Source organism: Gardnerella sp. c17Ua_118 (genome assembly GCF_055804255.1).
The window spans coordinates 869297-884857 of record NZ_JANUYT010000001.1 but is presented as its reverse complement, the minus strand read 5'-3'; the positions used below and the strand labels follow the sequence as shown (position 1 = coordinate 884857).

Genomic DNA, 15561 nt, shown 5'->3' with positions numbered 1-15561 from the left:
TAATCACTTTAAGAAACTTAGAAAAACAATTTCATGAGACAGGACGATAATAGTGCTGGACGTCAACGCATTTGACAAACTGAGGATTGGACTGGCCACTGCCGAAGACATCCGTAGCTGGAGCCACGGCGAAGTTAAGAAGCCAGAAACCATTAATTACCGTACCCTTAAGCCAGAGAAGGATGGTCTGTTCGGTGAGCAGATTTTTGGTCCTACTCGCGATTGGGAGTGCGCGTGCGGCAAGTATAAGCGCGTACGCTTTAAGGGAATCGTGTGCGAGCGATGCGGCGTGGAAGTTACACGCAGCCGCGTTCGCCGTGAACGCATGGGTCATATTGAGCTTGCGGCTCCTGTAACACACATTTGGTTCTTCAAGGGTGTGCCAAGCCGCTTGGGATATTTGCTCGATATTGCTCCAAAAGACTTGGAAAAAGTCATCTACTTTGCAGCTTACATGGTTACTAAGGTAGACGAAGAGCAGCGTCACCAAGATCTTCCAGACTTGCAAGACGAGTTTGATACCGAAATTGGCAATCTTCGTAAGCGCCGCGACAACGAGATTGATGCGCGCGCAAAGAAGGCAGAAGAAGATTTTCACGAGCTAGAAGAATCGGGCGAGGCAAAAGGTAGCGCAAAGTCTAAGTTGCGTGCTGGAGCTGAGCGCGAAATGTCTGCTATCCGTACTCGCTACGACGAGCAAATTCAGCGTTTGAACGCAGTTTTCGATCGCTTTAAGGGCTTGCGTGCAGGAGATATGGAAGGCGATGTTGATCTTTGGCGAGAGATGGAAGATCGCTATGGCGACTACTTTGAAGGATGCATGGGCGCGGAAGCAATCAAGAAGCGCTTGCAAGACTTCGATCTTAAGTCTGCTGCAGTAGAACTTCGCGAAGAAATCGACAATGGTACTGGTCAGCGCAAGGCGCGCGCTTTGAAGCGACTTAAGGTTGTGAACGCGTTCTTGACTACTGGAAACAAGCCAGAAGCAATGGTTTTGGACGTTATTCCAGTAATCCCACCAGACTTGCGACCAATGGTTCAGCTTGATGGTGGCCGCTTTGCAACATCTGATTTGAACGATTTGTACCGTCGTGTAATCAACCGTAACAATCGTTTGAAGAGGCTGATTGAGCTTGGCGCTCCTGAAATCATGCTTAATAACGAAAAGCGCATGCTTCAGGAAGCTGTTGATTCACTCTTCGACAACGGTCGTCGTGGACGCCCAGTAACTGGCGCATCCAATAGGCCATTAAAGTCGCTTTCCGACATGCTTAAGGGTAAGCAGGGTCGATTCCGTCAGAACTTGCTCGGTAAGCGAGTTGATTACTCTGGCCGTTCCGTAATCGTTGTTGGCCCAAGCCTTCGCATGCATCAATGCGGCTTGCCTAAGCCAATGGCGTTGGAGCTGTTTAAGCCATTCGTTATTAAGCGTTTGGTAGATCAGGGCTTTGCTCAGAATATGAAGAGCGCAAAGCGCCTTGTGGATCGCGGAGATTCCGAGGTTTGGGGCGTGCTCGAGGAAGTTATTTCCGAGCATCCTGTTCTTCTTAACCGCGCACCTACGCTTCACCGCTTGGGTATTCAGGCATTTGAGCCAATCTTGGTTGAAGGTAAGGCAATTCACTTGCCACCACTTGCTTGCGCAGCATTCAACGCCGACTTCGATGGTGACCAGATGGCAGTGCATTTGCCACTTTCCGCCGAAGCTCAAGCAGAAGCTCGCAGCTTGATGATGGCATCCGACAACATCTTAAAGCCAGCAGATGGTCACACCGTTACAATGCCATCTCAGGATATGATTTTGGGCTTGTACTACTTGTCTACCGTAATCGACGGTGCAAAGGGTCAAGGCCGAATCTTCTCCTCGCTTGCAGAAGCTCAAATGGCGCTAGACAAGCACGAGATTGACATGCAAGCTAAGGTGTTAATCCGCGTTCCTGCAGACTTTGTTTTGCCAAAGGATTGGGAACCTTCCGAGCTTAAGGTTGTAGACCCAGAGCCAGGCAGCCCAGATGTTGTTCACGAAGAGCGCTTTAAGGATGGAACTGTTCTGTTTGCAACGTCTTGCGGTCGCGTGCTGTTTAATAGCACTCTTCCAGAGGACTATCCGTTTGTAAACCAGCAGGTTCCAAAGGGCGTGCTTTCTAAGATTGTTGACGACATTGCTACGCGTTATTCCACCGCGCAAGTGGCGGCAAGCCTTGATGCTTTGAAGGATCTTGGCTTTACGCGTGCACCTTGGTCTGGCGTTACAATGGCATTCTCGGATATTGTGCTTCCTCCAAATCGCGAGCAGATTGCGCAAGATTACGAGGATCAGGCTGCAAAGATCAACTCCCAGTACGATATGGGTCTTCTTACAGACGAAGAGCGTCGTCAAGAGTTGATTAACTTGTGGACAGAATGCACCGATAAGGTTGCAGACGCAATGCGCGAGAACTTCCACGACGACAACAACGTGAACATTATGGTTCAGTCTGGCGCGCGTGGTAACTGGATGCAGATTCGTCAGATTGCTGGTATGCGAGGCTTGGTGGCAAATCCTAAGGGTGAGATTATTCCTCGTCCTGTTAAGTCAAACTACCGCGATGGCCTTTCCGTGTTGGAGTACTTCATCTCGCAGCACGGTGCTCGTAAGGGCTTGGCAGATACCGCACTTCGTACAGCAGAATCTGGCTACTTGACTCGTCGTCTTGTGGACGTTTCGCAGGAAGTTATTGTTCGCGAAGAAGATTGCGGCACGAAACGTGGCCTTATGATGAAGATTGCGGACCGCGACGAAAACGGCAATTTGACGCTTGTTAAGGCTGCTGATGGTGGCCCATACTCTCGCTTGCTTGCTGCAGACGTGCTCGATCCTGCAGACGGTACAACAGTTTTGGCAAAGTGTGGAGACGCGCTTTCTATGGACGTTTTGCGCAGTTTGGTTGCGCACGGCGTTGAAGAGGTTAAGGCTCGCTCTGTGCTTACTTGCGAGTCTAAGCGCGGCGTTTGCGCAAAGTGCTACGGCTGGTCTTTGGCTACAAGCCGACTCGTGGATGTTGGCGAGGCTGTTGGTATTGTTGCAGCACAGTCCATTGGTGAGCCTGGTACGCAGCTTACGCTTCGTTCCTTCCACTCTGGTGGCGTTGCTTCTGCAAGCGATATTACGCAGGGTCTTCCTCGTGTTACCGAGCTTTTTGAGGCTCGTACTCCTAAGGGCGAGGCTCCAATCGCAGAGTTCCCAGGCGTTGTAAAGGTAGAAGATACGGATCACGGCCGTCAAGTCACTTTGACTCCAGACGATACAACCGTTGAGCCAATCGTTTATCCAGTAACTCGCCGCGCTCCAATGCTTGTTAAGGATGGCGACCACGTTGAGGTTGGCACGCAGCTTATTGAGGGTTCTGTGGATCCTAAGAAGATTTTGCGAATCCTTGGTCCGCGCGCTGCTCAGGTGAATATTGTGGAAGAAGTTCACAACGTTTACCGTTCTCAGGGCGTTGATATTCACGATAAGCACATTGAGGTTATTGTTCACCAGATGCTTCGCCGTATTACGGTGATTGATTCTGGAGACACAGAGTTGCTTCCAGGTGAGCTTGTGGATCAGGCAAAGTTCCGCGAGGCAAATCTTGCTGCCGTTAAGAATGGCGGTAAGCCTGCTGCTGGTCGACCAGAGCTTATGGGTATTACCAAAGCTTCTTTGGCTACGGATTCTTGGCTTTCTGCTGCATCCTTCCAGGAGACTACACGCGTGCTTACTGAGGCTGCTTTGAGTCAGAAGGAAGATGATCTTAAGGGTCTAAAGGAGAACGTGATTATTGGTAAGCTCATCCCAGCTGGTACTGGTTTGGCGCGCTACCGTAATGCGGATGTGTCTGCGGATCCAGAAGTTCGTGACGCTATGTATCCAAACCTTGCTGTGACTGCTGAAAATAGCACTCCATCAAACTTTGGTGAAAGCGACATGACAGATGTTGACTTCTCTAACATTGATTTTGGAGACATGAAGCTCGGTGATGATTTTAATCCAGATGATTACCTTGACGATCAAGGTGGTCAGAGTGATTACGATGATGACATTGAGTAATCATGTGATTGATTGATTGTGTGATTGCTTAATCAAGCAAATCCACTTCGACTAGCCGTTGCAAGTTGTTTTACGCATCTTGCAGCGGCTTTTTGTTTTTTGCATTTTTGCCGAAAATGTTGCTCTAATCGGCGTGTCGAGCAACAAAATGCGGAAAATCGCGCGCTACGCTTTAAGCGAAAAGGTAGGTACTGTCGTTCGCGCGGTCTAAGCGCGCGAACGTCTTCGCCGCGCAGAAGCAGTGCTTCTGCTCTAAGCGGCTCAGCGCTCCGAATTGCCTTTTCGCGCTACGCTTCTCAAGCGAAAAGGCAGGTCGTCGCGCGTTGCGGCAGATTGTTTGGCATTATCTACAAAAATCGCCATTGAATTTTGCACGTTTTGCTATTTATAGATCGGAGTCAAGTATAGTAAATCTTATTTATGTAAAACGAAATGTGTTTATGCGAAAAATCGAAGAACATAAATAATCGAAGAACATAAATAAGAATTAAAACTTATTTGAAAGCGAGCTTAAAATGAGCGAAACACTAGTCCTAACGCGCAAAGATTACGTTACAAGAACCATAATTCGAGTTATTGCAATCGTATGCTCTATTTACGGAATGGCAATGTCTTGGGATTCAATGGCGCTAACGTATTTTACGAATCTTTCTAACTTGATGATTTGCGCGGCGCTGCTTGGCTCGCTGATTCTAGACACGCGAAGTGCTCTTAAGTCTAAAAGCGATGAGCAGGTTGAGCAGGCTGAGCAGGCTGGCGGTTGGGTAGATTCAAAACCAAACGCATGGTACGTTTTTAAATTTATGATGACGATTTCAATCGCTGTCACTTTTACGCTATATCTTTGCTTCTTGGCTCCTACAAACAAGCTCGGATTTGTTGGCGCGTACATGAACAATGGGTGCTCAAGCTTATGTGTGCATTTTATAACGCCGTTGCTTGCGATTTTTGACTTTATTCTTTTTGATTACAAGTACAAGTCCAGCCGTGCGCACGTTTATTTTGCTACGATTCCGCCGCTCACTTACGTTGCGTACGCTGTTGCTCTAAGCGAGTTTGCTGGCGTGCGTTGGGGGGATCATGCTATGGCAGCGCCGTACAATTTTTTGAACTACAAAGCGCCTGCAGGATGGTTTGGATTTGCGCCAAACACGTTTAATTCCACAACGCTTGGAGTGGGTGTTGTTTATTTGCTTGCAATCTTTACGCTGATTTTTATTGGCATTGGAATAGCATTTCTTGCGATTAAAAACGCTCGCGCTAAGCGCTTTTCTAGTCAGCAATAGTGAGCGCGACTAACAACACACACCAATTTCCCGCATTTGTTCCCAAAATTGGCTGAAACGTAAACAAACGCGGGGAAAAATAAACAAACACAAGAAAGTGTTCTTGCTTTTGTTCCCAAAATAGGCCGAAACGTAAACAAACGTGGGCAAAAAGAAACAAACGCGGGCAAAAATAAACAGACGCGGGAATAGCTCGCGCCAGTTGGTAGAATTGTGTTTATGTGTACGGAAGATTCTGCGCTGGCTGCTGTTCAATCGTTGCTAAATGGCACTCTTAAAAACGCGCATGAACGCAACACCAATGTTTTGCTTGTTTTTGGAGCACCAAACGCTGGCAAGTCAAGTTTTGCGCTTAGCGCGTTGCTTTTGGGTTTGCGTTTTGATTGGAGCGCGGCATCTGATTCGCCTTGCTCGCTCAATAATCGCGCTGCGCAGCTTTTGCTAAAAAACGCTATTCGTGGTGATATAGCTGTTGCTGCTGCTCAAAATCGCTCTACAGCTGCACGAATGTCGGATTACGTGATTCAAAACTTGGGTGTTTCGCATCAATCGCGCCCAGTTGGCACACTTTCCGCGCTTGCGTTTAGTTTGATTTCCGCGCGAAACAAGCTTTTTGGCATGCCTGCACCTAAGTTGCTTAATGGCGCTGAGCAAGATGCTCTTCTTCGCGAAGTTGTGCGCGTACACGTTAATCACGTTTTGCAAGGCGATAGTGGCAATTGCAAAGTTTGCGCTCTTTTTAGTGAGTATTTTGCTAGCGACTATTCCAAAGATTCTTCGTCTAAAGATTCTTCTAGTGATTCTTCTAGTGATTCTTCTAGTGATTCTTGGATTTACACAATTTCTAAATTACAAAACGCGCAAAATAGCGAGGATTCGTATGATTCGCATGATTTTAGTGATTCACATGATTCGCTCGATTCTAATTACATCTCTAACATCTCTGTAAATAGCGCTTTTATTCACCAACTTCGAGATATGCTCGCGCGCTTAGACGAGATGGGCATTGTAAGCGACTTTGCGGAAAAAAATATGCTGAACAGTTTGGACTCGCAGCTTAGCGTTAACTCAGATTTTGTATCGTCTATTATTGTTAGCCGCATTAGAACTCAATGGAATTTGGCTTTTGCTCTTAGAAGCGAGTATGCGGATTGCGTGCGCAAAAAGTATCCGAACGCTTTTAGGCTTGATTCTTCTAGGCTTTTGGCAAGTGGCGTTCAAATTTTGAACGATATTTTTAATAATTTACATTGCGATAGTGCTAATGAATCTTCGGCGGCTTGCGATTCTTCACTTGAGTTTTACGCTCTTAAACTCTTCCTTCCGCACATGCTGGTTGTTGACGATTTTCACGATGTAACGCTTGCTGGTTTGGCTTTTCTTGAGTCGCTAGCGCGCTTGGGCGTGAGAATTATTTTAACGGCAAATCCCGACGAATCCGTGCAATCATTCCGCGGATCGTACCCAGATTACGTTGTTGAATCAGCGCAAAATGGCGTTATGCAAGCTGCTGTTTCTAAAATTTGCGATTATAAGGTCGAAGGATTTGGCGAAGATTTTGCAACACAGGCGTCGCAAGATGTAAAGCGCCAAGAATCGCATAATCTCCCTGATTTTCTAAATCAGCCTAATCGCTCAATTGCGCTAAATCTTTTTTCTGCGCGCGTTTCTCTTTCGATTGCTTCGCTTATGCCAACGCAAACGCCTATCGCCCGCAGGGCTTGGAAAATGGCCAATATTCAAGGTGCTTTTCCTATAGAAAAAATCGAATTAAATTCGCAAAAAACAGAAAATTCTTCGGTTTCTGGCGATTTGTACAGAACTCCTAGCCAAGAGATGGATTGCGTTATTTGGCAAATAAAGCGCGCTCATCTAGACAATAAGATTCCGTGGAAAAACATGGCAATAATTGCGCACGATAATGCAACAGTTCGCGCGTTTGGCGAGCGTCTTAGAAAAGACGGAGTTCCTGTGCGCTACTCGAGCGTCACGCGCGCGCTTAGAGACGAGCCGTTTATTAAAGCGCTTTTTGCGATTATTGAGTTAGCGCAATTTAGCCAAAAAAGCGTTGACGATTTAGCAAAAAGCGTGCATTCGGGCAATTACACGCTTTATTCGATTGCGCATTTTGTTCGTTCTAGAATAAAGACCGTTTTGGAAAGTCCGCTTGTGGATTCTGGTGACTACAATTGCGCAAGTTTGGCTGCTGTTGACTCGCTTATGCGCTCAATTTGTTCTCTTAGCGAAGTGATTTTAGGCGCGAATGCAAATGGTGCAAAGGCGAACGGTGCAAAGGCGAACGGTGCAAATGCAAGCGGAGAAAATTCGCCATTACACGGTCTTATAGAGCAATGGAAAGCGCTTAGCAATCGCCTTTTAGGCGCAAACGAGCCATCTGCGATTGAAAGCGCAAGCGTTACGGTTGACAATCGCGTTTTTAGCGCGCAACCAAACGCAAATAGCACGCAATTTAGCATTGAGTCGTGTTATCTTTTGATTCTTAAGGCGCTTATTGACGGCTGCTCTGCGGATTCTGGCGATTTAGGTGATTCAGAAAACGAAGAGAATCAAGGCGTAAAATCTACAGAAATCTTTTCTGTTTTGCAAAAAATGCGCCCAAACAGTGTTCATATGCGTGCGTTGATGCGCGTGTTTAATATTGTTCTAAGACTTTCTAAAAATCTAAAAAATAACCTTGAAAAAGTTAAAAACAGCGGAGAAAATCAAGTTAGCTACGTTTTAAGCAAGGCTTGGAATCTTTGCAATTGCGCTAAAAAGTGGCAAATTCAAGCGCTTAGTAATAGTGATGAAGGCCGCGCGGCAAACGATAGGCTAGATGCTGCAATGCGTCTTTTTGAGTACGCGGATTCGTTCTCGTATACAGTCTCACAAGGCCAGCAGACGCCTAATGGAGTCTCGGCTGCTCCAACAATCGTGGAGTTTATTGATCAAGTTCGCCAAATGGAAATCGAAGCGGATTCGCTTGCAAGCGTGGCGCCTCTTCCAGACGCTGTGACTCTTACAACGCCTTCTGGCTCGGTTGGAAGAACGTGGGATTACGTGTGGATTCCTGCGGTTCAGCAGCGAGTTTGGCCGAATACTGCCGCTAGAAGCACTATGTTTGCTTCGGAAACGCTTGTTGATATTGTGCTAAATAGCAGGATTTTAAGTGGAGAAAGTGGAGAAAGTGGAGATATAACGTACTTTTTTGACGCGTATTCTAAAAATCCTAATGGCATTTGCGTAAGTGATAAGCAAGCGATTTTTACTGGCGAACAGCGCAGCTTGCTAATGGCAATTACGCGCGCTCGCAAGCATCTTTGCATAAGTGCGGTTAATAGTGATGATTGCGTTCCTTCGGACTTTTTGTACTACTATTTGCCAGAGATTTATTGGAGAAATCAAGACGGAAGCTGCGATTACACAGATTTTTGTGGCGATTTTGCGGCGGTTGATGCCGATGCAAGAGGTCTTGTTTGTGCGTCTAGAATCACGCTTGCTAAAGAGGAGTGTGGCTCTAATGATGGCCATAAAATGGCAAAAAATTCTACGATTCAAGATGCGTTAGATGCGTTAAATCTGCTCAAAAACAACGGAGTTGATGCAGCAAATCCAGATAATTGGGATTTTATGCGTAAAAATTACGATTCTGCGATTGGTTCTGCGAAGCCAGAATCGCAAGCAACCGAAGAATCGCAAGCAACCGCTGAATCGCAAGAAGAATCGCCACTAAAGTCACAAGAAAAGTCACAAGAAAAAATCTCCACTAATAAAAATCTTGTAACTCTATCTCCTTCAATGGTAGATAAACTTTGGTCTTGCCCAGTTTGTTGCCTTTTGGAGAGTAAATTTGCTGGCCCGACTGTAGGAAGTACGGCAGCGCAATTCGGCACGCTTATTCACGAAACTGCAAGGTGGGCAAGTCAAGATGAGCATTTAGACAACGATTATTTGCGCAAAAACTACCCACAGCTTCAAGCTTTTGTTAGTGGGTTTGTTGGCGCTCGCGCGCAGGAATTTTCGGACTTTGATTTTTCGTTTGAATCGTTTAGTGCTTTGCAAAAAAAGGCGATTGAAGATGTTGCGAATAAGATGATTGAGCATTATTATTCGATTTGCCCAAGTGATTCTAGTATTTCTAATGTAAAAGACCGCTACCGTTTTATAAAAAACGATTTGAATGTTCGCCGCGCGCTTTACACGATTGCTCAATATTTTGTAGGCTCGCTAAACGGGCAGAATTACCCGATTCTTGCGCAAAAAGACGAAGATGGTGTTGTAACAAAGATTCTGCCTGCTCCAGAAAAGTCAAAAACAGCAAAGCCGACTATTGCAGATGTTCCTTTGGGTAGTCTCGAGGAAGCTTATTGCGAGTGCAAAATAAACGCCACTTTTGGCTTTGACGATATTCTAAACGCGTACAATCTTGCTGCTAAATCGCAAATAAGCTTGGAAGATCTTTATTCAATAATGGGATTTTTGGTAGGCGGATGGCCTAATGGCGGCTCATGCGATTTGCGCGTTAGAATCCAGGGGCGAATCGACCGCATGGAACTTAGAAAGTTAAACGACAACACGCAACAAATTCGCCTAATCGACTATAAAACAGGAAAAGTTCCTAAAACACAGCAAGTTTTTAATGATTTGCAGCTTATTTGCTATCAACTGGGAATTGTTTTTTGCTCCGAAAACAATAAAGACTATGAGCAATTGCTAAAGCTTAAGCACACAAAAATCGCGCGAAGTGCGCTGTTCCACGTTGTGTACAAGGATTCTCCTGCGCAAGATAATGGCGTTGCAGAGAACATTTGTCAGCCTTCGCTGTTTGATGAGGATGGCTCGTTAAGCGCTAGTGAAATCATAAGTCGTTACAGATATTCTAACAATAATCGCCTTTACGATCTTCCAAATATTGATGCTCAAAATCCTGCGCAAGGCGTAAGTCAAAGTGCGTGGGCGGATTTTGTAGGCTTGCCAATGCGCGCAAAATGGTCGCTTATGATGATATCTCGCGTATTTTTTGCCGCTGCTGCTGTTAAATCAACGAGTTTTGCTGTAGAGCCAAAAGCGGATCATAAAAATTATTGTAGATGTTTAGACGTTTGCCCTGCGTGTGCGGAAAAAGTGGACACTGTTTACGAAGTGATTGAAGGTAAAAATGAGCAATAACAACGTTAGCGCCATAAAGTCCACACATAATAGTGGTCCAAGCTTAGAGCAAAAAAACGTTATAGAAGCGCCGATTAATCAAGACGTGCTAATAGTTGCTGGAGCTGGAAGCGGCAAAACGTACACCATGACTCGTCGCGTAATACATTTAATTAAAAGCAAAGTTCCGCCAGAGTCTATATTGGGTTTAACGTTTACAAACAAAGCTGCTGCAGAATTGCTAAGTCGCGTTTCGGCGGAGGTTAGTGCAAGCGGAGCAAAGTCATTCTTAAAGCCAGAAGTTATGACGTATGACGCGTTCTTTCAATCAATCGTAAGAAGATACGGCCTTTTGGTTGGCTTTAATCAAAACACAATGCCATTAAGCGACGCTGGCGCGATGGAAATCATAAAAAGTATAATCGGAAAATATTTAGATAATCCACAAAATAACGCTAAAAATTTAAGTAAGCTATATAATTTTGACACTTTGTGTGCTGATGTTATTAATCTTTGTGCCGAAATATCGTGCTCGATGATTGGAGTAGATAGTATAGGCGAAACGTGCTCAAGCGTGTCTCAAGCTGTTCAAAAAATACGCGAGTGGAATAATGAGTTTGCAAAACACTTAAAAAATGTTATTGCAGATAGAAAAGTAGAATCGCCGCTAAGCGCAAAAGCTCCAGCGATTCCAAAATACAAAAAAGTCAAAAAAACAGCTGGAATGAGTGAGCAAGACGTGGAGAAAGCGTCTGCGGAAAAATTTAAGAATGCGTGCAAAAATTACGAAAAATATTGGAATGATTCGTGCTTGCAATTTTGCATAAATCTATACAACGCTTGCCTAAAACGAGACATTTTGCTAGATCTTGTTTTACAATTTGACGCCGAAAAAAAGCGCGTAAACATGGCGCAATTTAGCGATTTTACGATTGCAGCTTATTATTTGGTTACGCATTTTCCTTCGATTTGCGCGCAATACAGGAATCAATATTCGCAAGTTCTTTTAGACGAGTATCAAGATACTTCTACAACGCAAGCAATGCTTATAAATACGCTGTTTTATGGTAATGCTGCTGCAGAAGGGAATCGCACGCATGTTATGGCAGTAGGTGACCCGTTCCAAGCAATCTATTCGTTTAGAGGTGCTTCGACTGGAGCTTTTTGCAAGTTTGAACAAGACTTTAACATAAGCGCGCAAAACAAGTATTCGCTAACTGTTACGCGCAGAAATTCGCTGTTTATACTAAAAGTTGCAAACGCGCTAACCGAGCCGATGCGCGCGGAAAATGGCGATAATTCAACGCAAAACGCAAGTCGTAGATTTAGCAGCATTGACGATCGCGAAGTGCAAGTGGAAACTTTAAAGCCAAAAGATGATGCGCCAAATGGAACTGTTTGCGCGTTGTTTATGCCAAATCAAGGCGAAGAAATTGATGCAGTTGTGCAATTCGCTAAGAAAATCGTTGAAAAATATGGCGAAAATCCACTGGAACCACAACTTGCGATTCTTTTTAGAAGTAAAGCAAAAATGCCGCAATATGCTCAAAAGCTGGAGGATGCTGGTATTCGCACGAGCATAGTTGGCTACTCTTCGCTTATTGAAAAGCCTGCTGTTAAAGATGTTTTGAGTTTGCTAAGAGTGATTCAAGACCATAGCGACTCCAATTCGCTTATGCGTCTTCTTGCCACTCCTCGTTTTGCGCTATCTACCGCGGATTTGGGTGTGTTGGCATCAATCGCAAATAGTGCGAATACGGAATATCTTTACAACGTGTATGCATCGGCTGGGCTTGTTGAGGATGGATTGCCTAGAAGCCAGTGGGATTCTGCCGTTCGCAATCTTAGAAATAAGGCGAATAGTGGGGAAATATCGGCGCAAGTCATAAATATTTATGGCGGAGTGTATTTAGCGGATTTGATTATGCGCGATTTTGGCGATTTTGGGGCGAGTGGGGATTCTGGCGATTCTGGTAAGTCTGCGGTTGCTGGCGATTATTGGGTTAGCCAAATGCGAGAAAAGCTGAGCGCACATGCATTTGCTGCAGTAAGTCGACTTAGTAAAATCCTAAATAAAGTTGATCGCGTGCAAAGAAATTCTCTAACAAGCGTTATGCAATCGGCTGTTGAAGCGCTTAACGTAGATATTGATAGCGCTGTTGGAGCGGCCTTAAAATACAAGGATTTTAGCAATCAAACAATGCTTAACGACATGCACAATGTTCTAGATTCGCTAAACGCGATTGTAGAAACGTATGTGCAAGAGATGGGCGAGTGGCAAGATGTTAGTTTGCGCGGACTAATCAATTGGATTGACTCAGCAAAAACGCTTGATTTGCAAGCTTCTGGAACAGAGCAAAATAGTGCGCAAGTTGTTTTAATGACAGTTCACCAATCAAAGGGTTTGCAATGGCCAGCAGTTGCTGTAGTTGGGCTAAACGAGGGCGCTTTTCCAAGCAATCAAGGCGATTCGCTAAAAGTTGATGATAATGGGCAAGCCAGCGCTCGCATACCGATTGAGTTTGCTACAAGCGTGCCTTCTGCGTTGCGCGTGGATGCCAATATTTTGCCGCATTTTCCGCATACAGTAACGCGTGCCGAGGCAATGCATCCGCAAAAATCCATGCAAAGTTTAGATAGTGTGCAAAAGATTTTTGACGAGATTAAACCAGATAGAATCAAAGCTTTGTGTGATTTTGCGGCTGCTGTTCAAGAGGTGGATGCTGGCTCTGAGGATTGTGGTTCTGCGGATTCTGGCGATTTTTTGAGCGAAGAAACTCGCCGTGTGTATAATGCGTATAAATCCCAGCAAAGCGTTGATTTTATGCCATTTACGCAAAGTGAGGAGCGCGGAATCCAGCTTCACATGGACGAGCGCCACCTTATGTACGTTGCTCTTACGCGCGCAAAGTTTGCAGCGCTTTTAACTGGTTCAGCAAATTCGGGAGATTCGGAAGAAAATGGGCGTAAGCGTGCAGCTTCGGTGTTTCTTAAGGAGTCGATGGAAGCTATAAAGTCGCTTAATGGTGTGATTGAAGTTAAAAAATGCGAGGCGGAAAATTCTGGCGATTCTGTCTCTGGTGATGCTGCGAATCCTAGTAATTCTGCGGATTCTGGCGATTCCGGCGAAGACGTTTTTGGCTTTATTGCAGGCGATTTTGCAGGTGAGCTTTCTAAAGAGTTTGGAAAAATTAAAGTTCAAAGCGATTCGCGTGCTAAAGAAAGCGTGCTTGAATGGCCTTGTGCTTTGAGTGAAGATGTAGAAAATGCGCTTCAAGAATCTGCAAAGCTTGTTAAGGGTGAAGATGTTAAAAGTGAAGATTTTAATGGTGATTTTAGTGGCAATGCCGATGGCGAATCTTCCTTAATATCACATCAAAAATCGCTTTATTACCGCGCAAAAGCGTTTGTTCAAGACGCCGATTTAACATCGCAAAACGCTGGCGATTATTCTCTAGAAGACTTAGCAAAAAAGGTGGAAAAGATTTCCAACGGATCTAGGCTTAACGTAACGTCTTTGCAAAAAATAAGCAAAGTTGCGCCTGATGTAAACGCAAACGCAAACGCTAGCGCGCGCGCAAACGATCGAGTTTACAACAATCTATTGGCTTGCATTCGCCCAATTCCGTCCGTTTCGTCGATGGATGCAAATCTCGGTACAAAATTCCACGCGTGGGCGCAGCAATTTGTGGATTCGGCAGTGTCTTCTAGTGCATCCGAGTGCGCTAAGTGGCGTACTATTGTAAAAAATGGCACTTTGCTGGATGAGCAATTTATTCCTCAAGATCGCAAAGATTTGCTTTACGAGTTTAATCAGAATCGCAAGGATTCGGATTCTCAAAGTTGCGCACTAAATCAATGGAAGCAACGGCTTATAGAATCGCGTTGGGCAAAACGAGTGCCGCTTGCTGCAGAAATGCCGATTTTAATGCAAGTCGATAATACGGAGTTTGCAAATAGAATCATCAACGGCACTTTGGATGCTGTTTTTGCAGGAGGATTAGACGCTAACGACGAATCAAAACTCTACACAATCGTTGATTGGAAGACGGGTAAGCGGCCAAAAAGTGCGGAAGATATTCGCCTAAAACTTGAGCAGCTTGACTGGTATAGGCTACTGCTTGCGCGCGCTACAAACGTTGATTTAAGCTGCATTGACGCCACTCTTTACTACGTTAGCGAGGCGCGTGCGGAAAATCGCGAGATTCACGCGCTGTGCAAAACTCGTGACGAGATTTTGAGCGAGGCATCTTTTTAGAATCAACGTATTTGGTAATCTAAAAGTAGAGCATAAGCCGATTTAAGTTAGTAAAAGTAAAGTTAGTAAAAGTAAAAGAAGGACAAAATGACGGTTGAGTTTCGTCCAGTTAAAATTAACGACATTGACGCAATCGTAGAAGAATACGAGCGCACATGGGGGATTGCGAATGCTGTTGGAGCAGACGCTTCGCGCAATCTTTCTAGGCGATTCGTGCTGCACTATTTGGAGCCTTCTACTTACGGAACTGTTGCAACAATAAACGGCAAATTTATGGGGCTGCTTCTTGCGCGCGTGTACGGAGATAAAGTGCTGTTTAAGCAAGTTCAGAAGATGCTAGAAGAGCAAGAAGCAAAGATGTCTAGCAAAGACGATTCTTTGCACGTAAAAGCGCTGGATTCTGCGATTTCAATGGGTCAGATTGAGCGCAAGTTGGAGGCGATGAGCCATATAAACGACTTGACTCAGGCAGAGTTGGAGCTTTTTATTGTTTCTCCAGACGCTCGCGGGCACGGAGTCGGCGGCGGATTGTGGAAGCGCACAATGCAACATTTGCGCAGCCGCGGAGTGAACCGCTACTTTTTGCACACAGACACGGCTTGCGATGTTAGTTTTTACGATTATCACGGGCTTAGGCGAGATGCTACGTGGGCTAAAAAAGATCACGAAAAGTATGCGGATCGCGTAAAAGACCTTGTTGAGGACTTGTACATATACTCGGGCGAGCCGTTTGTAAACCGCACCAGACGCACGCATCAATCGCGTTGATTAACTCCGCTTTTTGTACCAAATTTGGC

5 protein-coding genes are annotated in these 15561 nt (G+C 45.2%); all 5 read left to right on the top strand.

From position 1 onward, the window contains the following. Positions 1–52: 52 nt before the first annotated feature. The 5 genes from NYP69_RS03595 to NYP69_RS03575 all read left to right on the top strand — a co-directional run bounded on the left by NYP69_RS03595 (position 53) and on the right by NYP69_RS03575 (position 15532). Positions 53–4072, top strand: coding sequence for a DNA-directed RNA polymerase subunit beta' (locus NYP69_RS03595; protein WP_473410602.1), 4020 nt, complete (start codon positions 53–55; stop codon positions 4070–4072). Positions 4073–4587: 515 nt separating this feature from the next. Then, the gene (locus NYP69_RS03590; RefSeq protein ID WP_101889710.1) at positions 4588–5358 is read left to right on the top strand and encodes a hypothetical protein; all 771 of its coding nucleotides are present in this window, start codon (positions 4588–4590) and stop codon (positions 5356–5358) included. A gap of 219 nt (positions 5359–5577) precedes the next feature. After that, on the top strand, positions 5578–10527 hold the full coding sequence (locus NYP69_RS03585) for a PD-(D/E)XK nuclease family protein (RefSeq protein WP_473412928.1): 4950 nt from the start codon (positions 5578–5580) through the stop codon (positions 10525–10527). After that, positions 10517–14764, top strand: a complete 4248-nt coding sequence (locus tag NYP69_RS03580; protein ID WP_473412927.1) for an ATP-dependent DNA helicase — start codon at positions 10517–10519, stop codon at positions 14762–14764. The genes NYP69_RS03585 and NYP69_RS03580 overlap by 11 nt, the downstream gene beginning before the upstream one ends. An 87-nt stretch (positions 14765–14851) precedes the next feature. After that, on the top strand, positions 14852–15532 hold the full coding sequence (locus tag NYP69_RS03575; protein ID WP_472781484.1) for a GNAT family N-acetyltransferase: 681 nt from the start codon (positions 14852–14854) through the stop codon (positions 15530–15532). Positions 15533–15561 lie beyond the last annotated feature (29 nt).

Excerpts from the sequence above, each read along its gene's own strand:
- NYP69_RS03590 (WP_101889710.1), top strand. The coding sequence starts at position 4,588 with ATGAGCGAAACACTAGTCCTAACGCGCAAAGATTACGTTACAAGAACC.
- NYP69_RS03585 (WP_473412928.1), top strand. The coding sequence starts at position 5,578 with ATGTGTACGGAAGATTCTGCGCTGGCTGCTGTTCAATCGTTGCTAAAT.
- NYP69_RS03580 (WP_473412927.1), top strand. The coding sequence starts at position 10,517 with ATGAGCAATAACAACGTTAGCGCCATAAAGTCCACACATAATAGTGGT.
- NYP69_RS03575 (WP_472781484.1), top strand. The coding sequence starts at position 14,852 with ATGACGGTTGAGTTTCGTCCAGTTAAAATTAACGACATTGACGCAATC.